This is a genomic window from Paraburkholderia steynii (genome assembly GCF_900100565.1).
Classification (GTDB): Bacteria; Pseudomonadota; Gammaproteobacteria; order Burkholderiales; family Burkholderiaceae; genus Paraburkholderia; species Paraburkholderia terrae.
Window position 1 is genome coordinate 1 of record NZ_FNDI01000051.1, and the last position, 18,484, is coordinate 18,484.

Sequence of the window (18,484 nt, forward strand, 5' to 3'; positions counted from 1 at the left end):
CGGCGGTGGCGGTGGCGGTGGCGGTGGCGGTAACGCCGGTGGCGGCAACGGCGCCGGCGGCAACGGCGGCGGTGGTGGTAACGGCGGCGGTAGCGCCGGTTGCGGCTGTGGCGGTGGCGGCAGCGCCGGCGGCCCTGGTGGCGGCTTCGGCGGTGGTTTCGGCAGCGGTGGTTTCGGCAGCGGCGGCTTCGGCGGCGGTTTCGGCAAAGGAGGCGGCTACGGCGGTGGCTCAGGTTCAGGCGGCGGCGGTCACGGTGGCGGCAACGGACACTGAGATCGCACGGACGGCGCCCCCGCGCCGTCCCTATACGACGACCATCACGCAGCGCGCAGACGCTTCCTGGCCGGCGTTGGCGGTGACGTTCCGATCCCCCGGTCGAACGTCACCGCCGGGGCCGGGAACGCCGTCGACGGTATTGCCGGCAAGGCTTCGGCGACACGAGCCGACACATAGCTGAGTTCACGGCAGAAACAACAAGAGCGGTCCGGCAAAGCAGTCGGGAAAAACGCATCGGAACCAAACCGCCCTGCTCGCCTCATATCTATTCAACGTTCGATATGAGGCCTTCTACATGCAACGACACTTCCCCCGCCCCGTTGCACGCATCGCTTCGGGCTTGCTGCTGGCTTCGTTGATGGCTGGCGCATCGCTAGCGTATGCGCAAAATGCAGCGCAAAACACAACGCAAACCGCCGCGCAAACCCAGGCCGCCCCTCCCGTCGATCCCACCTTCTCCGCGTGGTCGCTCGCGCAATCCTGCCAGCAGAAATCCGATAACGTCGCGCACGGCCAGTGTGTCGGTGCAATCCGCGGCATCATCCACGGCTACCAGTACGGCGTACTGTTCCTCAGCCAGCGCACGTCGCTTGCGGCGAAGGAAACGCAGCGCGTGTCATTGTGTCTGCGCGACGTGCCCGTCTCGACGCTCGTCGACGAATTCGTGCAGGACGCGAGCCAGGTCGGCGCGGATTCGCTCAAGCGCACACCCGCCGAAGTCGCCGTGCTCGGCTCCGTGCATATGCATCACGCGTGCTACTGATCAGCCGGTAAAACAGCACAAGCGCCGCATGCTCACAGCATCTCGAGCGGCCGCTTGCTGCGCGGCGGACGAAAGTGCGCATCGATAGCGGCGAGGTCATCGGCGGAAAGCTGCAGGTCGAGCGCGCGGCGATTGTCGCGCACGTGCTCGATGCGCCCTGACTTAGGAATCGCGAACACATCGGGCTGCCGCAGCACCCACGCCAGCGCGACCTGAAACGCCGATACACCATGCCTGCTGGCGATATCGTCGAGCGGCGAGCGCTTCGGCAGACGCGCATGATCGACGGGGCTGTACGCCATCGCGGGCATCTTGCGGCCCGCGAGCCACGGCAGCAGATCGAACTCCGGCCCGCGCCGCGCGATGTTGTAGAGAATCTGGTTCGTCGCGCATGCATCGCCATGCGGCACACTGACCAGTTCTTCCATATCGTCGACATCGAAATTGCTCACGCCCCAGTGGCGTATCTTGCCGTCGCGGCGCAGCGCCTCGAAGCCCGCGACCGTCTCTTCGAGCGGCACCGAGCCGCGCCAGTGCAGCAGATACAGATCGATGCAATCCGTCTTCAAGCGCTTCAACGACTGTTCGCATGCATGCTGCACGCCGCGTTTGCTCGCGTTGTGCGGATAGACCTTGCTGACCAGAAACACGTCATCGCGCAGGCCCTGCAACGCTTCGCCCAATAGCGATTCCGTCGCGCCTTCGCCGTACATTTCCGCCGTGTCGATCAGCGTCATGCCGAGTTCGATACCGCCGCGCAGCGCCTCGATTTCGGCCTTGCGGCGCGACGGATGCTCGCCCATCTCCCACGTGCCCTGCCCGAGTTTCGGAATGGGTTCGCCGTCGGGCAGCGTCACGCTGGCGATGTCCTTCGTCATGATTGCGTCCTCGCAGATGATGTCGTGAAGAAGCGCCGCGTCGCAGCGGCCAACGCGACGAGTGTAGCGCTTCGTCGCGACGCGCATCGGCGTCCCGGCAAAACCCCGCTATAACGCGGGGCGCCGATGACATAGAATTGCCGCTTGCCCTACTTGCGTCCGTCACATGAACCCAGCCTCGGAAGACCGTTGGCGCGATCTGCGCCCGGACCCGGAAAACGATACGCCGCTGTATCTTCAGCTCGCCCGCAAGCTCGGCAGTGCGATCCACGAGAACCGCTGGAACGCAGGCGAAGCGCTGCCATCGGAGCGCGTGCTGTCGGATGCGCTCGGCGTGTCGCGCATCACGGCACGCAAGGCGATCGCGCTGCTGGTCGAACAGGGCTTGATTCGCCGCTCGCAGGGCGCGGGCAGTTTCATCACGCCGCGCTATGAAGATCCGCTGTCGCGTTTGTCGAGCTTCAGCGAAATGCTGCGTCGGCGCGGCTTTACGCCAAGTTCGCAATGGCTGTCGCGCGAGATCGTGCCCGCCAATCGCGATGAAGTGATCCAGCTCGGGCTGTCGCCCGCTGCTGCCGTCACGCGGTTGCGCCGCCTGCGTCTCGCGGACGGCATCGTGATGGCCGTCGAAAATTCGACGTTCCCCGCTTCTGTCATTCCCGACCCGCAGGCCATCGGCGATTCGCTGTACACCTATCTTGAACAGCGCGGCTTGACGATCGTGCGCGCGTTGCAGCATTTTCGCGCGGTCAACGCGAGCGACGAGATCGCGCAGCAGATGAGCATCGCGCCGAACGACGCACTGCTGCTGATCACGCGCGTCGGCTACACGGCCGACCAGCGCGCGATCGAACTCACCGACACCTACTGCCGCAACGACTACTACGACTTCGTCGCCGAACTGCGCAAGTAGGCGCGAGGTTCAGTCCTCCCAGCGCGGCGCGTCGGAGCCGATGGGCACGGGCGGCCTCGCGTAGAACGCGGGTGTCTCCGACATCCGCTCGGCGGGCGCCGCCGCCCGCACGCGGCCAAACGGAGAATTGACTTCGTGCAGACCGTCCTGCACGTCGTCGTACTTGACATCGGGCACGCGCCAGCCCGCTTCGATTTGTCCCATCGATTGCAGCCAGCGGCCCGTCTGCGCCAGCGACAGCCGCACATGCCAGCTGCCGCCCTCCTGCGCGCGCCGCGCCAGCGCAACCATCGCGCCGAATGCGGCGAGATAGCCGGTCGCGTGATCGAGCGCCTGACAGGGCAGATGCTTCGGGCCGTCGACGCCCGCCGCGCGGCTCTCCGTGTGCGCGATGCCGCTTGCCGACTGCACGAGGCTGTCGAAACCGCGCCGCGTCGCCCACGGCCCCGCGTGCCCATACGCCGAAATCGACACGCAGACGATACCGGGCCTCAATCGTGCCAGCGTTTCGGGATCGAAGCCACGCGCGGCAAGCGAGCCCGGGCGATAAGCCTGCATGAACACATCCGCTTGCGCGGCCAGCGCCTGCAATTGCTCGCGCGCCTTGGCCTCGCGTAGATCGAGTGTCGCGGAGCGCTTGCCGCGCCCGTTGTCGATGACGAGCGGCGCGATGTTCGGCAGATGCGGTCCGTTGATCAGCAGCACGTCGGCGCCATGTTGCGCGAGCGCGCGCCCCGCGACGGGACCCGCGATGATCCGCGACAGATCGAGCACGCGCGTGCCTGACAGCGGCCTGGTCGCGTCACCCCTTCCAGGCGCTTCGGCCGGCGCATCGCCAATCCGCTCGATCTCGAACAGCGGCAGATTCGCAATCGCCTTCGCCTGATCGAGCGCCGCCCATTCGCGCGGCGAGCGGATCAGCGCGGCGCACAGGCCAGCGTCGGCGAGCGTCTGATCGAGCTGCGCGCCGTCCCAGCCGCGAATCGCCTCGGCGACCGCGCCAGGATCGCCGTCGCAGCCGAGCACCTTCAACACGCCCTGCAGATGATGCGGAAAGTTCGTGTGCAACTGGATCCAGCGGCCGTCGCGCGTTGCGTAGAAACCGGTGACGGGATGGCGCAGTTCCGCTGGCAAGCCATCGTTCACGCGCAGATAGCGTTCGCTGCGAAACGCGATCAACGCGCGCCGCACGCTCACGTCGGCATGTTGCATACGACCCGTGCGCAGCCTGAAGCACTCGGCGGCGGCAAGCGCCAGCGCCGCAATCGATGCGCTCGCGAGCGTCCCGACACGAAACACGGAGGGCAACGCCGGATCGTTGCCGTCAATCGACACATAGTCGAGCAAGGCCGGATCGCAACCGGCAACGGACCAAAGATGATCGAGAGCGAGCTGGGGCGTCATGATGGACGGGCTTCCTGAAGATGAAAGACGTGACCCAGTCTAGTTTTACGCCTCGCCATGATCAATCTTGATTCATATAATCAATATATATTCATTTCTTTGGCTTTCCCGCGCCGATATGTCCAACGCGATGTCCGCCCCACGCTATTTGTCCGCCGACGAAGCCGCCTCGATGCTCGGCATCAGCGTCACGACGCTCTACGCCTACGTAAGCCGCGGCATGCTGCGCTCGGCGCCGGACGCGAACAGCAAGCGTCGGCGCTACGACGCGGACGAAGTGCGCCGCCTCGCGCGCCGCAAGGAAGATGGCAAGCGCGCGGGCAAAGTCGCGCAAAAGGTGCTGGATTGGGGCGTGCCCGTGCTCGAATCGTCGATCACGCTGATCGCGGACGGCAAGCTGCTGTATCGCGGCCGCGATGCGATCGAACTCGCGCGCACGGCGACATTGGAGGAAGTGGCGGCCTTGCTGTGGGAATGCAGCGCGCGGCGCATCGCCGATGCACCCGCCGCGCCGCTTGGCGCCGCGCAATGGTCGGCTTGGCTCAAGCTGTGGAGTGACAGCGCGCCGCTCGATCGCGCACTCGTGCTGCTGCCTGCCGCCGCCGCGCAGATGCCGCGTGTCTGGGCGCTCGGCCGCGACGCGCAGCTCGACAATGCCTGCGCGCTGATCCGGCTGATGGCGGGTGCAATGATTTCGGCTGCGCCGTCGAACGAACCGCTGCATAGGCAGCTCGCCAGCGCGTGGGGCGTGCGCAGCCGCGCGCAGATCAATCTGCTGCGTGCCGCGCTCGTCGCGTGCGCGGATCACGAGCTGAATGCGTCGACCTTCACGGTGCGGTGTATCACGTCGACGGGCACGCATCTGTTCGGCTCCGTCGTGGGCGGGCTTGCTGCGTTATCGGGACCGAGGCATGGCGGGGAAACTGCGCGTGTCGCCGCGTTGTTCGACGAAGCGGCGCGCGCCGCTGATCTCGACCGCTATCTGGCCACGCGGCTCGCCCAGCACGAGCAAAGCGCGCCGGGGCCCGTGATCTCCGGGTTCGGACATCCGCTGTATCCGGACGGCGATCCGCGTGCCCGTCTGCTGCTGGAACTACTCGATGGATGCGCGCCTGCCCGCTCGCCGTTCGCCGACGTGCAGCGGCTCGCGCGCGTCGTGCGCGACACGACAGGCGCCGAGCCGACCGTCGACTACGCGCTCGCGGCCATCGAACGGGTGCTCGGCCTGCCCGCCGGCGCGGCTTTCACGCTCTTCGCGGTAGGCCGCGTGACGGGCTGGATCGCGCACGCGATGGAGCAGACCAGCGACGGCCGGCTGATCCGTCCGCGCGCCAGGTACATCGGCGCGTACGAAGTGGACTGATTCATGGCCCCGCGCTTCAGGCCGTGAGCAGCCAGCGCGGCATCCACGTCCAGCGCGGCGCGCGCCGCCGCTCGACTTTCACCGTGTCGCCCACGCCGCCAGTCACCGTCAGCGAGAGCCGCACACCGTCCTGCCCCGCGCTCAGCCACGCGACGGCGCCGCGCTTCAGTTCGAACGACTCGCCCGCTGCGAGCCAGTAATCCTCGGCGTCGCCTTCGACGGTCAGCCAGAGTTCGCCTGCCAGCACGTTCACGGCAAGCGGCTGCGCAGCCCGCCAGGCGCTTGCCGGCTCGCTGTGATCGAGTTCGAAAGTACGGATTTCACGCATCGCTGTGCTCCTTGAAGTGCTTTTTCGCTTGCATCCATTATTGTCGTGCGATGATGACTGTCACATGCACAGTGCTGAACAGTTTCAAAAGAACTGTACAGCCAGAAAACCTGACAGTTGTCGGCGCTTCGACCATGACAGACCGTGACGGACGGCTGGCGAAGCGCTCGAAAGAAGCGCGAAGAAGGCGCTGAGGAAGGCAAGCCATGAAGCTCGACATTGAACTGAACCGCGAAAACGGCGTGCCGCTCACCGAGCAGATCGTCAGCGGCGTACAGGACTGGATACGCTCGCGCACCGCGCATCCCGGCGCGAAGCTGCCGTCGATCCGCCAGTTCGCCACTGACAACGACATCAGCCGCTTCCCCGTGATCGAGGCTTACGACCGGCTCGTGTCGCTCGGTTATCTCGATTCGCGGCCGGGCTCCGGCTTTTACGTGGCCGAACGGCACCGCGCCGCGATGAGTTGTCAGGGTGCGTCCGACCCGCGCCGCGCCGAAGACGAATCGACCCACATCCTGCAACAGTTCAATCATCCCGGCGAATCGCTGAAGCTCGGCAGCGGCTTCATTCCCGAAGCATGGCGCGACATGGATAGCCTCGCGCAGGCGATCCGCCACGTGTCGCGCACCGACGGCGCGAGCATGATCGATTACGCGACGCCGCTCGGTAACGCGACCCTGCGCGAGCTTCTGCAAGGACGCATCGAGCAGCTCGGCATCGAAGCGGAGGCGTCGCAGATCCTGATCACGTTCGGCGCGAGCCAGGCGATGGACCTGCTGATGCGCTACCTGCTGAAGCCCGGCGACACGATCTTCGTCGAGGACCCGGGCTACTACAACTTCAACGGCCTGCTGAAGCTGCATGGCGTACACCTCGTCGGCATTCCGCGCACGCGCACGGGCCCCGACCTCGACGCGATGCAAGCGCAGTTGCAGCAGCATCGGCCGAAGCTCTTCTTCATCAACTCGGTGTTTCACAACCCGACAGGCACGACGATCGCGCCGCCCATCGCGTTCCGCCTGCTGCAACTCGCGCGCGAACACAACTTCAAGATCATCGAAGACGATATCTACGCCGACTTCCAGACCGAACCCACCGACCGCCTCGCCACGCTCGATCAGCTCGAACACGTGATCTACATCGGCGGGCTGTCGAAGACCCTGTCGTCGTCGCTGCGCATCGGCTATGTGATCGCGGATCACGCGACCATCAAGGATCTCGCCGACATCAAGATGCTGACGAGCATCGGCGGTTCGCGCTTTGCGGAAGCCGTGACCGTCGCGTTGCTCGAACGCGGGATGTATCGCAAGCATCTCGAAAGATTGCGGCGGCGCATGCGCGATGCGCTCGGCGCGACCGTGCAAACGCTCGAAATGAGCGGCTGGCAGGTGTTCGAGAATCCACTGGGCGGCAAGTTCGTGTGGGCGCGCGTGCCACATGTCGAGGATGCCGAGCGGCTCGTCGAATGCGGCGTGCCGCTCGGCGTGACGGTGGCGCCCGGGAGCTACTTCCGGCCGAATGCGGAGCCGAGCCCGTGGATACGCGTCAACGCCGCGTTTGCGAACGATCCGCGTGCGCGGGCGTTTTTTGAGGCGGCGGTGCAGTTGAAGCCTTAGCGTAGACGTCGGGCGCGACGATCGCTGCCCATGCCGGCGGCGGTGCCGTCCGTCACGCTTTTTCCTTAGAATGTGAGCTCCCCGCCCAGCCGCCCTGCCTTCATGTCCGAATCGACCGAATCCGCATCGCCCGCCGCGAGCGACCGCACCGCGACCACCGCGCCGACTGCCCGCTCGTTGACCGTGATGCTGTGGATCGTCGCGACGGGCTTCTTCATGCAGACGCTCGATTCGACGATCGTCAACACCGCGCTTCCCGCGATGGCAAAAAGCCTCGGCGAATTGCCGTTGCGCATGCAATCAGTCGTGATCGCGTACTCGCTGACGATGGCCGTGATGATCCCGGTATCAGGCTGGCTCGCCGACAAGCTCGGCACGCGGCGCGTTTTCATGAGCGCGATCCTTGTCTTCACGATCGGCTCGCTGCTGTGCGCGAATGCGCAAACGCTCACGCAGCTGGTCGCTTATCGCGTGCTGCAGGGCGTGGGCGGCGCAATGCTGCTGCCCGTAGGCCGCCTTGCCGTGCTGCGCGTGTTTCCCGCCGAACGCTATTTGCCCGCGCTGTCGTTTGTTGCAATTCCAGGGCTGATCGGTCCGCTGATCGGCCCGACGCTCGGCGGCTGGCTCGTCAAGATCGCATCGTGGCACTGGATCTTTCTGATCAACGTGCCCGTTGGCATCGCCGGCGTGATCGCGACGTTCATCTTCATGCCCGACAGCCGCAACCCCGATACCGCGAAGTTCGATATCAAAGGCTATGTGCTGCTGATCGTCGGCATGGTGTCGATTTCGATGGCACTCGATGGACAAACCGAATTTTCGATCCAGCACGCGACCATGCTGATGCTGCTGATCCTTTCGCTAGGCTGTTTCGTTGCCTACGGATTGCATGCGACGCGCGCGGCCAACCCGATCTTCTCGCTCGATCTGTTCAAGATCCACACGTTCAGCGTCGGCCTGCTCGGCAACCTGTTCGCGCGTATCGGCAGCGGCGCGATGCCGTATCTGATTCCGCTGCTGCTGCAGGTGAGCCTCGGCTACAGCGCGTTCGAAGCCGGCCTGATGATGCTGCCCGTCGCCGCGGCGGGCATGTCGTCGAAGCGCCTCGTCACGCGGCTCATCATGAAGTACGGCTACCGGCGCGTGCTCGTGTCGAACACGGTGCTGGTCGGCCTCGCGATGGCGAGCTTCTCGCTGACGAGCGAGCATCAGCCGCTGTGGCTGCGCCTCGTGCAGCTCGCCATCTTCGGCGGCGTCAACTCGATGCAGTTCACCGCGATGAACACGCTGACGCTGAAAGACCTCGGCACGGGCGGCGCGAGCAGCGGCAACAGCCTGTTCTCGCTCGTGCAGATGCTCGCGATGAGCCTCGGCGTCACCGTCGCGGGCGCGTTGCTGACCACATTCACGGGCCTCATGCCGCGCGTCACGGCGGCCAACTCGCTGCCCGCCTTTCACGCCACTTTCCTGTGTGTCGGCCTGATCACGGCGGCGACGTCGTGGATCTTCGCGCAGCTGTCGGCCGATATCCGGCAGCCCGTGAGGCGCGCCGATCCGCAAGAACGCACGTGACGCATGTGACATACCGCGCTCGCCATGCGGCATGGACGGAACCTTAACGGGGCGCGCGCCGCACCATCGATGTGCGCTTCGCTCACTGCGCGCATGACAGCACCGGCCGTCCCGGCGCAAAATCGACGCAACAGCGGAGGGAACGGCGCAAAACACAGCGCAATCCGCGTGGCGCGGCACTCAAGCCGCAGCGCATGGCCATGCGCATGTTTCTTGCTGCCCTATCCTGTAAACTTGAATCTTTCGCGCGTTTCGCGCGACCCGCCTCACATCTCAACCGATGACCGACACGATGAGCATGATCGAACTCGATCCTCCCGGCTTCCAGCCTCCGCGCCCCGTAGCGGGCGACGAAGGCTCCCGCCGCACCGTCCGGTATGGCGGCTACACGGTTTTCAGCGTATTCCAGCCGGTTTTCTCAGTGTCGCACCGTCGCGCGATCGGCTATCACGCGTCGCTGCGCGCGCACGACGAGAACGAAAAGCAGGTGCCGTCGGCCGAAGTCTTCACCCAGGCCGCGCGGCGCGGCGATCTGCTGGAACTCGGGCGGCTCGCCGAATCGCTGCATCTGGGCAACTTCAACGCGTTCGACAGTCACGACGAATGGCTCTTCCTGAGCCTGCATCCCGCCGCGCTGATGGACACGAGCTACGGCGACGCGCTGCTCGCGGGTCTCAAGTCGCTCGGTCTGCCGCCGCAGCGCGTGGTGCTCGAAGTGTCCGAGCAGGCGGGCGGCGAAACGACGCGCTTCGCTGAAATCATCGACGCGCTGCGCAAGTCCGGCTTCCTGATCGCGCTAGACGGCTTCGGCGCGAAGCATTCGAACATCGACCGCGTGTGGAATCTGCGGCCCGACATCGTCACGCTCGACCGCTGCATCCTCGCGCAGGCCAGCGAGCATTCGCATATCGAGCGCGTACTGCCCGGCATCGTGTCGATGCTGCATGAATCGGGGCAACTGGTGCTGATGGGCGGCCTCACGACCGAGCGCGACGCGCTGATCGCGCTCGAATGCAATGTCGATTTCGTGCAAGGCACGTTCTTCGCCGCACCGAGCGTCGAGCCCGTCGCGCGTCAGGCGACGGTGAGTCTGATGGACAGGCTGTCGGCGGCGCTGCGTGAACGCGTGGCCGCACGCGAGCGCGCGCAATCCGAACGGCTCGCACCGTTCGTGACGGCGCTGGAAGCCGCGAGCGCGCAGCTCGTCGAAGGCCAGCCGATGGCCGAGGCGACCGCGCCGCTGCTCGAACTGCGCGAAACGGCGCGCTGCTTCCTGCTCGACGGCTCGGGCCGCCAGATCGGCGACAACGTGCTGCCGCAAGGCCGCGCGTCGCAGCGCGCGAAACGCTTCCGGCCGCTGTTGCATTCGGAAGGCGCGAGCTGGGAACGTCGTCCGTATTTCATCCAGGCCGTGCGCGCGCCCGGCCAGGTGCATCTGACGCCGCCCTATCTGTCGATCAACGAGGCGCACCTGTGCGTGACGGCATCGATCGCGGCGGAAACCGCGCGCGGCATGCAGGTGCTATGCGTCGATATCAACTGGGAAGTGGCCGCGCATCGTAATTGACGCGGCCTTGCGGCTGACGGGCCGCAGCAGTTGCAGGACGGCCGCGCGCCCGAACACGCGCGTCGCGCTCGCCAGCCGCAGCGCGCCCGTCACGATGCGCAACGCGACGATGCGCTCGTCCTCGCCAATCGAAATGTCGAGCAGCGCGTCGATTTCGCCGTCGCGCATCAATGCCACGGCACTCATGCCGTTCATCGTCACCGTCTCCATCTGGTCACCACGGCTGCGCATTGACAGCGCGGTCGCCGCCTGTTCGGCCGTCGCGACGGCATCGACCGTTTCGGGCGCATCGCTCATCACGCTCGGCACCTCGCAGAAGAGCCGCACGAGTCCCGCGCGATCCTGCGCTTCCATCGCCGCCCGCAAGCGCTCGACAATGCGTGCGTGCGCGGCGGGATCGGCGCGCTTCGCCGGCACGCCTTCGCGCTGCAAACGCGCCCGCGCGCGATGCACCATCTGCCGGCAATTCGCGGGCGTCTTCGCGAGAATCTTCGCGATCTCCGCGTAGTCGCAATCGAATGCCTCATGCAGCACGAATGCAGCGCGCTCCTCGGGCTTCAGCCGTTCGAGCAGCAGCATCACGCCATACGACATCTGCACGGCCTGCAACGCGAGGTCTTCCGCCGACGGCGCGAGGCTCTCGATCCACGGTTCCGGCATCCAGCCGCCCGACCGCGTCGTGCGTTCGATCCGCAGATGACGCAGCCGGTCGATCGCGAGGTGTGTCGTGATCGTCGTGAGCCATGCGGCCGACGATCGCAGTTCGCTCGCGTCGGCGGCATGCCATTTGAGCCACGCGTCCTGCACGATGTCTTCCGCTTCCGCGCGGCTGCCGAGCATCCGGTACGCGAGCGCGAAGAGCCTCGCGCGCGCCGCCTCGAAATCCGCCGACTTCTCTCCGTTCATTTCCATGCGAGCCGCTCCTGTGGCGTTGTCTCCGGGTTGACGGGCCAGCCGCCCGCGATGTGACACGTCGACGCAAAAATTCTTTTGTCACGCCGTGCCGCGCGTTCGCGTCATGCGACTGGAACCCGCCTTGTGCGGGCCTTTTCAGTCCATCAGCGAGGAACGCATGCATCGACATTTCACTTCACCCTCCGCGTCCGGCTTCAATTTCGTGCCGACCGTCATCGAGCAATCGGGCCGCGGCGAGCGCGCCTACGACATCTATTCGCGCCTGCTGCGCGAGCGGATCGTGTTTCTGGTCGGCCCCGTCAACGACCAGTCGGCGAGCCTGATCGTCGCGCAGTTGCTGTTTCTCGAATCGGAGAACCCTGACAAGGATATTTCTTTTTACATCAACTCGCCGGGCGGCTCGGTCTACGACGGCCTCGCGATTTTCGACACGATGCAGTTCATCAAGCCCGACGTATCGACGCTCTGCACGGGCTTCGCGGCCAGCATGGGCACGTTCCTGCTCGCGGCGGGCGCGCCCGGCAAGCGTTTTGCGTTGCCGAACGCGCGCATCATGATCCATCAGCCCTCGGGCGGCGGACAGGGCACGGCGTCGGACGTCGAGATCCAGGCGAAGGAAGTGCTGTATCTGCGCGAGCGCCTGAACAGCGTGCTCGCGGAAAGAACGGGCCAGAGCATCGCGCAGATCGAGAAGGACACGGATCGTGACAACTTCATGTCAGCGGATGCGGCGAGAGCCTATGGCCTCGTCGATGACGTGTTGACGACGCGCGTGCCTGCTGCCGAAGCGGCGCACAGCGCGATGTAGCGTTCTCTTCTCGCGCTCAACGCAGGCGCGCGGCGAGATACGACGAAACGACCAGCCTGTACTCGTCGACCAGCGCCTTGCGATCTTTCGGCTTCGCGGCTGCGTACAGCGGATTCAGGCTTTTCACGACCTGCAGCGCGACCTCGGCGACGCGAAACGCGTCGTCGTCCGATAACGCCGGGCTGTAGCGCTGAAACAGTTCGGCGAACCGGCCGCGCAAGCGGTTGCGCGCCGCCGCGTCGCGCCGGAAATTCAGCGTCACCGACAGCAGCGGCAGATACGCGGGCCGCGCACCGATGAAGTCGATCATCAGCGCGAAGAGCCGCTCGACCAGCTCATCGACGCTCCATTCGTGCGCCGCTTCGCCCAGCGCGCTCCATTGCGCGTCCATTTCGTCGCCGTAGCGCGTGCGCAGCGCGAAAACAAGCGCATCCTTGTTCGGAAAGTATTGATAGACGGCACCAATCGACGCGCCCGCGCGTTCGGCTATCGCCGTCATCGTCGCGGCGTCGAAACCGCGCTCCGCGATCACGTCGCCGGCGGCGTCGAGCAGCGCATCGACGCGCTTAGCCGCGCGCTCCTGCTGGGGAATGCGCCGCACTTTTGGATTATCTGAGGCGAGACTCATGTTTATCGCTTATCATGACATGAGGACATCCTCACATATAGGTGACATATGGCGCAAGCGCTTTCCATCGATCCGCGCAGCACGGCCATCGTGCTGATCGATCTGCAGCACAGCAATGTCGGCCGGCAACTGGCGCCGCATTCCGCCGCCGACGTCGTCGCGCGTTCCGTGCGCGCCGCCGATGCACTGCGCGCAGCGGGCGGCACGGTCGTGTTCGTGCGCGTCGATGTCGCGCAACTGCTGTCGTTTCCCGCCGATGCGCCGCTGCGTCCGCGCGATGCGCCTGCTCCGCCGCCGCAAGCGTCGGACCTCGTGCCTGAGTGCAATGTGCAGGCCGGCGATCTCGTGGTGACGAAGCGTCAATGGGGCGCGTTTTACGGCACCGATCTGGAACAGCAATTGCGACGCCGTCACATCAACACCATCGCGCTGACAGGCATCGCGACGAACTTCGGGGTCGAGTCGACGGCGCGCGCGGCCTTCGACCAAGGCTACGAGCTGATCTTCATCGAAGACGCGATGTCAGGTCTGTCCGGCGAAACGCATGCCTTTCCCATCGAGCATATCTTTCCGCGTATGGGCTTCGTGCGCTCGACAGAGGAATTCGTCAGCGCGGTTGCCGAAACAGGGGCATTCGGCGGCGCCTGAGCGCGTTGCAGGCCGATCGTCGTGCAAAACCTCGATCGATACCGCGTTGTGTGAGACGATCGAGCCTGCACTTCATTGGAGAAGCATATGGCGTCATCCCAGGATACCGTCAGCATGGCGCTGTTCTGTGATTTCGAGAATGTCGCGCTCGGCGTGCGCGACGCGAAATACGAAAAATTCGACATCAAGCTCGTGCTCGAACGGCTGCTGCTCAAAGGCAGCATCGTCGTGAAGAAGGCGTACTGCGACTGGGACCGCTACAAGGGCTTCAAGGCCGCGATGCACGAAGCGAACTTCGAGCTGATCGAAATTCCGCACGTGCGGCAGTCTGGCAAGAATTCCGCAGACATTCGCCTCGTCGTCGATGCACTCGACCTCTGCTATACGAAGTCGCACGTCAATACGTTCGTCATCATCAGCGGCGACTCGGATTTTTCGCCGCTCGTGTCGAAGCTGCGTGAAAACGCGAAACAGGTGATCGGCGTCGGCGTGCAGCGCTCGACGTCCGATCTGCTCACGGCCAACTGCGACGAATTCATCTTCTACGACGACCTCGTTCGCGAGAGCCAGCGCGCCGTTGCGAAGCGCGACAGCGTCAAGGCGGCGCAGCAGGCAGCGCAACAGGCCACGAAACGCGCGTCCGATGGCGAGAAGCGCAAGGAAGACCTGGAAACGCGCAAGACGAAAGCGGTCGAACTCGCCGCGCAGACCTTCGATGCGCTCGCGTCGGAGCGTGGCGATAGCGGCAAGATCTGGGCGTCGGTGCTGAAGAACGCGATCAAGCGCCGCAAGCCCGATTTCAACGAGACGTACTACGGTTTCCGCGCATTCGGCAATCTGCTCGAAGAAGCGCAGTCGCGCGGGCTGCTCGAAGTGGGCCGCGACGAGAAGTCGGGCACGTTCGTATATCGCAGCGGGTCGTCCGGTGTCGCTGCGTCGGCCGAGGTCGCAAGCCCGCGCGAGACAGGCGACGAATGGGCGGCCATGCCTGCTGCCGCCGAGATCGTCGATCTGGAGGAAGCGACTGTCACGGCTGACGTCGAAGAGTATGTGCCCGCTGATCAGTCGCTCGAAGATGCGCCGCCTGCCGTATCGACCGGTCATGCGGACAACGGCAAGGGCGAGACACGCCGCAAGGGACGCGGCACGCGCAAGCCCGCTGCAAAGAGAGCGAAGAAGAAGACGGAACGCGTCGAAGCGGCCGAAGGCGAAACGGATTCGTCGCTGGCCGCGGATACGCGGCATGTGCCGGAACAGGCCGCTGTATTGGAAGCTCACGCGCCTGCGCACGAAGCGGAACATCCCGCAACGGAAGCACCCGCAGCGAAGAAGAAACCCTCGCGCAAATCGACGACGCGCAGCCGCCGTCCGCGCAAGACCGAGTCGGCCAACGACGCGGAGTAAGTGAAGCCTCATGTGAAAACGCCGCTCATTCGAGCGGCGTTTTGCTTTGCGGACCACGCAGCGTGCTTCACATGTTCGGATAGTTCGGACCGCCGCCGCCTTCGGGCGTCACCCACACGATGTTCTGCGTCGGGTCCTTGATATCGCAGGTCTTGCAGTGCAAGCAGTTCTGCGCATTGATCTGCAGACGGTCTTCGCCTTCTTCCGTTTTGATGAACTCGTACACACCCGCCGGGCAGAAGCGCGCTTCAGGACCGGCGTACGTTTGCAGATTCAACTTGATGGGAATGCTCGCGTCCTTGAGCGTGAGATGCGCCGGCTGATTCTCTTCGTGATTCGTGTTCGAGATGAACACCGACGAGAGACGATCGAATGTGAGCTTGCCATCCGGCTTCGGATACTCGATCGGCTTGCACTGCGACGCCGGTATCAGCATCTCGTGATCCCAGTGCTGGTGATGCAGCGTCCACGGCACGTTGCCGCCCAGCAGCTTCTGTTCGATGCCGACCATCAACGTGCCGAGATACAGGCCCTTGCTCATCCACTGCTTGAAGTTACGTGCTTTATGCAACTCCGTGTGCAGCCACGAAGTCTTGAACGAGTCCGTATAAGCCGTCAGTTCGTCGTTATGGCGGCCTGCCTGCACGGCGTCAAACGCGGCGTCGGCGGCGAGCATGCCTGTCTTGATTGCGGCATGCGAACCCTTGATCCGCGACGCGTTCAGGAAACCCGCATCGTCACCAACCAGTGCGCCGCCCGGGAAGGCGAGCTTCGGCAGCGACATCAGGCCGCCCGCCGTAATCGCCCGAGCGCCGTACGACAAACGCTTGCCGCCTTCGAGGAATGCACGAATCGACGGGTGCGTCTTGTAGCGCTGGAACTCCTCGAACGGCGACAGATACGGATTCGAATAGCCGAGCCCGACGACAAAGCCCACCATCACCTGGTTATTGTCGATGTGATACAGGAACGAGCCGCCGTAAGTCTGCGTATCGAGCGGCCAGCCGGCCGTGTGGATCACCAGACCCGGCTTGTGCTTCGCCGGATCGATTTCCCAGAGTTCCTTGATGCCGATGCCGTAGACCTGCGGATCGGCGCCATCGCGCAGCTTGAACTTATCCGACAGCTGGCGCCCTAGATGTCCGCGCGCGCCTTCGCAGAACAGCGTGTACTTGGCGTGCAGTTCCATGCCGAGCTGGAAGTTTTCGGTCGGCTCGCCGTCCTTGCCGATGCCGAGATTGCCCGTCACAACGCCTTTAACCGAGCCATCTTCGTTGTAAAGCACCGCAGCGGCCGGAAAGCCCGGAAAAATCTCCACACCCAGCGCTTCGGCCTGCCGCCCGAGCCAGCGCGTGACGTTCGCGAGACTGATCACATAATTGCCGTGATTCTTGAAGTTATCCGGCAGCGCCCAGTTCGGCACAGCCTTCGCGCCCGTTTCGGAAAGAATCAAAAAGCGGTCTTCCGTCACTTCGACATTCAAGGGCGCGCCCTTGTCTCTCCAGTCGGGGACTAGCTCACAAAGCGCACGCGGGTCCATCACCGCGCCCGACAGAATGTGCGCACCGATCTCCGAACCCTTTTCGAGCACGCAGACGCCGATCTCAACGCCTTTCTCGACGGCGCGCTGCTTGAGCCTGATTGCAGCGGCAAGCCCCGCCGGGCCGCCGCCGACGATCACCACGTCATATTCCATCGACTCGCGCGGACCCGCGAGTGCTTCATTCAGAAGAGTCTCGTTCGACACTGCGTCGCGTCTCCCTATCGCTGTTACCGGATGGATGGACGATAAGGACGCGCCCCCAGCCGAACACCACCCCGCTCGGGTGGACGCCGCATGCGTCTTCATCTGCGCCAGCCAACGCCCGAAAGCCCGCCCTCACAGCGGTTCGCATCCCACCTGATTCGGGTGGTGCCGCCCGAGCGACGGCCGCCGTACTGTGGCCGTCAATACGCTGCCGGCCGTCTTTCCTGGACGCGCCGGCACGCACGACGAATAAAGGAGACAACATGCTGATCTGGCAAACCTGCGTCCGGGGTGGCTCATGAACCATTCAACCGCCCTGCCGCCGCGCGCGGCCTGGACCCTGGCGCTCATGCTCGCCGGTCTCTACACGGTCAATTTCCTCGACAAGGTCGTGCTCGGCATGGTCGCCGTGCCGATGATGGCCGAACTGCATCTGTCGCCAGCGGAATTCGGGCTGGTCGCGGGCAGCTTCTTCTGGCTCTTCTCGGTATCGACGATCGTCGTCGGCTTCGCTTCCAACCGTATTCCGGCGCGCTGGCTGCTGCTCGCGATGGGCGTGAGCTGGGCCGCGATCCAGCTGCCGCAGGCGCTCGCCACCAGCGCGCTCGCGATCCTCGTGTGCCGCGTGATACTCGGCGCCGCCGAAGGCCCCGCGTTCTCGACCTCGGTCCACGCCATCTGCAAGTGGTTCCCCGACCACAAGCGCAGCCTGCCCATCGCCGTCGTCAGCCAGGGCGCCGCGCTCGGGCTGCTGCTCGCCGGTCTGCTGATCCCGCTCGTCACGCGCAAATGGGGATGGCGGATGAATTTCTTCGTGCTGTGCGGGATCGGTCTGGTGTGGAGCATCGCGTGGCTCTATATGTCGCGCGAACGCGGGCAACGCGACGCGGATACGCAGGCGGCGTCCGGATCGACGCACGAGGACAGCCGCGCGCCCGCCCGCCTTCCCTACCGGACCATCCTCACCGACCCGTCCATCGTGTCGATCTTCCTGCTCGGCTTCTCCGCGTACTGGATGCTGGGTCAGAACCTGACCTGGCTGCCGAGCTACCTCGAAAAAGGACTGGGCTTCGACGGCATCGACGCGGGACGCTGGTTCGCCGTCGTGATCGGTGTCGCGTCGCCCGTCAATATCGGCCTGAGCTGGCTGTCCGAGCGGATGCTGGCGCGCGGCGCGTCGACACGCGTCGCGCGCGCGCAATTGCTGAGCGTCATGGCGATGGTGGCGGGCGCGCTGTTCATCGCCGTCTCGGCGCTCGATTTGCCGCCCGTCGGCAAGACACTGCTGTTCGCGCTCGCCGGCGCGCTGCCGACGCTCTGCTTTCCGCTCGCGCCCGCCTTGCTCGCCGAAGTCGTGCCCGAAAGCCAGCGCGGCGCAGTCGTCGCGATCTACACGGCACTCGCGAGCCTTGGCGCAGCGATCGCGCCGACCGTCATGGGGCGCATGGTCCAGAGTGCCGGCCCGGGGAACAGTCACGCGTACGAGAACGGCTTCATGATCGGCGCAGCGCTGTTGTTCGTCGCAGCGCTCGCGGCGTTGCGCTGGCTTCACCCCGAGCGCTCGAACCGCGTGCTGAGCCGTCAGCTCGAACCCGTTTCCGCGTAATGCAATGGGCGCCGCGTGGCGACGTCGCGAAACTGCCCGTTCGA

At 65.0% G+C, this 18,484-nt stretch carries 17 protein-coding genes; 11 read left to right on the top strand and 6 right to left on the bottom strand.

The annotated features are described in order from the left end of the window. Nucleotides 1-274: hypothetical protein (locus tag BLT65_RS47545; RefSeq protein WP_208545900.1), on the top strand; the 274-nt coding region annotated here is incomplete at its 5' end. A gap of 298 nt (nt 275-572) precedes the next feature. Then, on the top strand, nt 573-1,040 hold the full coding sequence (locus BLT65_RS43645; protein WP_091790335.1) for a hypothetical protein: 468 nt from the start codon (nt 573-575) through the stop codon (nt 1,038-1,040). 32 nt (nt 1,041-1,072) lie between these two features. Here BLT65_RS43645 and BLT65_RS43650 read toward each other — a convergent pair whose 3' ends face one another. Beyond that, complete coding sequence (locus BLT65_RS43650; RefSeq protein ID WP_091790362.1) at nt 1,073-1,918, bottom strand: aldo/keto reductase; 846 nt, start codon at nt 1,916-1,918, stop codon at nt 1,073-1,075. Nucleotides 1,919-2,084: 166 nt separating this feature from the next. Here BLT65_RS43650 and BLT65_RS43655 point away from each other — a divergent pair, with 166 nt between their 5' ends. Beyond that, a complete protein-coding gene (locus BLT65_RS43655) occupies nt 2,085-2,831 on the top strand; it encodes a GntR family transcriptional regulator (protein WP_035986207.1) in 747 nt (248 codons plus the stop codon). Between the two features lie 9 nt (nt 2,832-2,840). On the opposite strand, the gene BLT65_RS43660 is transcribed toward BLT65_RS43655, so the two are convergent. Next, nucleotides 2,841-4,235 carry a CoA transferase gene (locus tag BLT65_RS43660; RefSeq protein WP_091790336.1) on the bottom strand — a complete coding sequence of 465 codons (1,395 nt, stop codon included), beginning with the start codon at nt 4,233-4,235 and terminating at the stop codon, nt 2,841-2,843. A 118-nt stretch (nt 4,236-4,353) separates the two neighbouring features. Here BLT65_RS43660 and BLT65_RS43665 point away from each other — a divergent pair, with 118 nt between their 5' ends. Next, nucleotides 4,354-5,598 carry a citrate synthase family protein gene (locus tag BLT65_RS43665; protein WP_091790337.1) on the top strand — a complete coding sequence of 415 codons (1,245 nt, stop codon included), beginning with the start codon at nt 4,354-4,356 and terminating at the stop codon, nt 5,596-5,598. Nucleotides 5,599-5,614: 16 nt separating this feature from the next. Here the strand turns inward: BLT65_RS43665 and BLT65_RS43670 are convergent, their stop codons facing one another. Beyond that, the gene (locus BLT65_RS43670) at nt 5,615-5,926 is read right to left on the bottom strand and encodes a DUF2917 domain-containing protein (RefSeq protein WP_091790338.1); all 312 of its coding nucleotides are present in this window, start codon (nt 5,924-5,926) and stop codon (nt 5,615-5,617) included. A gap of 206 nt (nt 5,927-6,132) precedes the next feature. Between BLT65_RS43670 and BLT65_RS43675 the strand changes: the two genes are divergently transcribed. The 3 genes from BLT65_RS43675 to BLT65_RS43685 all read left to right on the top strand — a co-directional run bounded on the left by BLT65_RS43675 (nt 6,133) and on the right by BLT65_RS43685 (nt 10,684). After that, the gene (locus tag BLT65_RS43675; protein ID WP_042316449.1) at nt 6,133-7,545 is read left to right on the top strand and encodes an aminotransferase-like domain-containing protein; all 1,413 of its coding nucleotides are present in this window, start codon (nt 6,133-6,135) and stop codon (nt 7,543-7,545) included. Between the two features lie 102 nt (nt 7,546-7,647). After that, a complete protein-coding gene (gene mdtD, locus BLT65_RS43680) occupies nt 7,648-9,117 on the top strand; it encodes a multidrug transporter subunit MdtD (protein WP_091790339.1) in 1,470 nt (489 codons plus the stop codon). 292 nt (nt 9,118-9,409) lie between these two features. Then, nucleotides 9,410-10,684: an EAL domain-containing protein gene (locus BLT65_RS43685; protein ID WP_042316475.1), complete on the top strand. Its 1,275-nt coding sequence runs from the start codon at nt 9,410-9,412 to the stop codon at nt 10,682-10,684. Here the strand turns inward: BLT65_RS43685 and BLT65_RS43690 are convergent. Then, a complete protein-coding gene (locus BLT65_RS43690) occupies nt 10,640-11,596 on the bottom strand; it encodes a sigma-70 family RNA polymerase sigma factor (protein ID WP_091790340.1) in 957 nt (318 codons plus the stop codon). The two genes, BLT65_RS43685 and BLT65_RS43690, sit on opposite strands and share 45 nt — an antisense overlap. A 160-nt stretch (nt 11,597-11,756) precedes the next feature. Here BLT65_RS43690 and clpP point away from each other — a divergent pair, with 160 nt between their 5' ends. Then, nucleotides 11,757-12,407: an ATP-dependent Clp endopeptidase proteolytic subunit ClpP gene (gene clpP, locus BLT65_RS43695; RefSeq protein WP_091790341.1), complete on the top strand. Its 651-nt coding sequence runs from the start codon at nt 11,757-11,759 to the stop codon at nt 12,405-12,407. Nucleotides 12,408-12,423: 16 nt separating this feature from the next. Here the strand turns inward: clpP and BLT65_RS43700 are convergent, their stop codons facing one another. Next, on the bottom strand, nt 12,424-13,035 hold the full coding sequence (locus BLT65_RS43700) for a TetR/AcrR family transcriptional regulator (RefSeq protein ID WP_042316463.1): 612 nt from the start codon (nt 13,033-13,035) through the stop codon (nt 12,424-12,426). Between the two features lie 48 nt (nt 13,036-13,083). Between BLT65_RS43700 and BLT65_RS43705 the strand changes: the two genes are divergently transcribed. Then, a complete protein-coding gene (locus tag BLT65_RS43705; RefSeq protein WP_091790342.1) occupies nt 13,084-13,683 on the top strand; it encodes an isochorismatase family protein in 600 nt (199 codons plus the stop codon). Between the two features lie 87 nt (nt 13,684-13,770). Next, nucleotides 13,771-15,087 (top strand): NYN domain-containing protein, encoded by a 1,317-nt coding sequence (locus BLT65_RS43710; RefSeq protein WP_091790343.1) that lies wholly within the window; start codon nt 13,771-13,773, stop codon nt 15,085-15,087. A 67-nt stretch (nt 15,088-15,154) separates the two neighbouring features. On the opposite strand, the gene BLT65_RS43715 is transcribed toward BLT65_RS43710, so the two are convergent. Next, nucleotides 15,155-16,783: an electron transfer flavoprotein-ubiquinone oxidoreductase gene (locus BLT65_RS43715; protein ID WP_425273213.1), complete on the bottom strand. Its 1,629-nt coding sequence runs from the start codon at nt 16,781-16,783 to the stop codon at nt 15,155-15,157. A gap of 349 nt (nt 16,784-17,132) precedes the next feature. Between BLT65_RS43715 and BLT65_RS43720 the strand changes: the two genes are divergently transcribed. Further along, a complete protein-coding gene (locus tag BLT65_RS43720; RefSeq protein WP_091790345.1) occupies nt 17,133-18,440 on the top strand; it encodes an MFS transporter in 1,308 nt (435 codons plus the stop codon). Nucleotides 18,441-18,484: the final 44 nt, after the last annotated feature.

Bases quoted from the DNA above. Each gene is read 5' to 3' on its own strand.
- BLT65_RS43645 (WP_091790335.1), top strand. From the start codon at position 573: ATGCAACGACACTTCCCCCGCCCCGTTGCACGCATCGCTTCGGGCTTG.
- BLT65_RS43650 (WP_091790362.1), bottom strand. From the start codon at position 1,918: ATGACGAAGGACATCGCCAGCGTGACGCTGCCCGACGGCGAACCCATT.
- BLT65_RS43655 (WP_035986207.1), top strand. From the start codon at position 2,085: ATGAACCCAGCCTCGGAAGACCGTTGGCGCGATCTGCGCCCGGACCCG.
- BLT65_RS43660 (WP_091790336.1), bottom strand. From the start codon at position 4,235: ATGACGCCCCAGCTCGCTCTCGATCATCTTTGGTCCGTTGCCGGTTGC.
- BLT65_RS43665 (WP_091790337.1), top strand. From the start codon at position 4,354: ATGTCCAACGCGATGTCCGCCCCACGCTATTTGTCCGCCGACGAAGCC.
- BLT65_RS43670 (WP_091790338.1), bottom strand. From the start codon at position 5,926: ATGCGTGAAATCCGTACTTTCGAACTCGATCACAGCGAGCCGGCAAGC.
- BLT65_RS43675 (WP_042316449.1), top strand. From the start codon at position 6,133: ATGAAGCTCGACATTGAACTGAACCGCGAAAACGGCGTGCCGCTCACC.
- mdtD (WP_091790339.1), top strand. From the start codon at position 7,648: ATGTCCGAATCGACCGAATCCGCATCGCCCGCCGCGAGCGACCGCACC.
- BLT65_RS43685 (WP_042316475.1), top strand. From the start codon at position 9,410: ATGAGCATGATCGAACTCGATCCTCCCGGCTTCCAGCCTCCGCGCCCC.
- BLT65_RS43690 (WP_091790340.1), bottom strand. From the start codon at position 11,596: ATGGAAATGAACGGAGAGAAGTCGGCGGATTTCGAGGCGGCGCGCGCG.
- clpP (WP_091790341.1), top strand. From the start codon at position 11,757: ATGCATCGACATTTCACTTCACCCTCCGCGTCCGGCTTCAATTTCGTG.
- BLT65_RS43700 (WP_042316463.1), bottom strand. From the start codon at position 13,035: ATGAGTCTCGCCTCAGATAATCCAAAAGTGCGGCGCATTCCCCAGCAG.
- BLT65_RS43705 (WP_091790342.1), top strand. From the start codon at position 13,084: ATGGCGCAAGCGCTTTCCATCGATCCGCGCAGCACGGCCATCGTGCTG.
- BLT65_RS43710 (WP_091790343.1), top strand. From the start codon at position 13,771: ATGGCGTCATCCCAGGATACCGTCAGCATGGCGCTGTTCTGTGATTTC.
- BLT65_RS43715 (WP_425273213.1), bottom strand. From the start codon at position 16,783: ATGGAATATGACGTGGTGATCGTCGGCGGCGGCCCGGCGGGGCTTGCC.
- BLT65_RS43720 (WP_091790345.1), top strand. From the start codon at position 17,133: ATGAACCATTCAACCGCCCTGCCGCCGCGCGCGGCCTGGACCCTGGCG.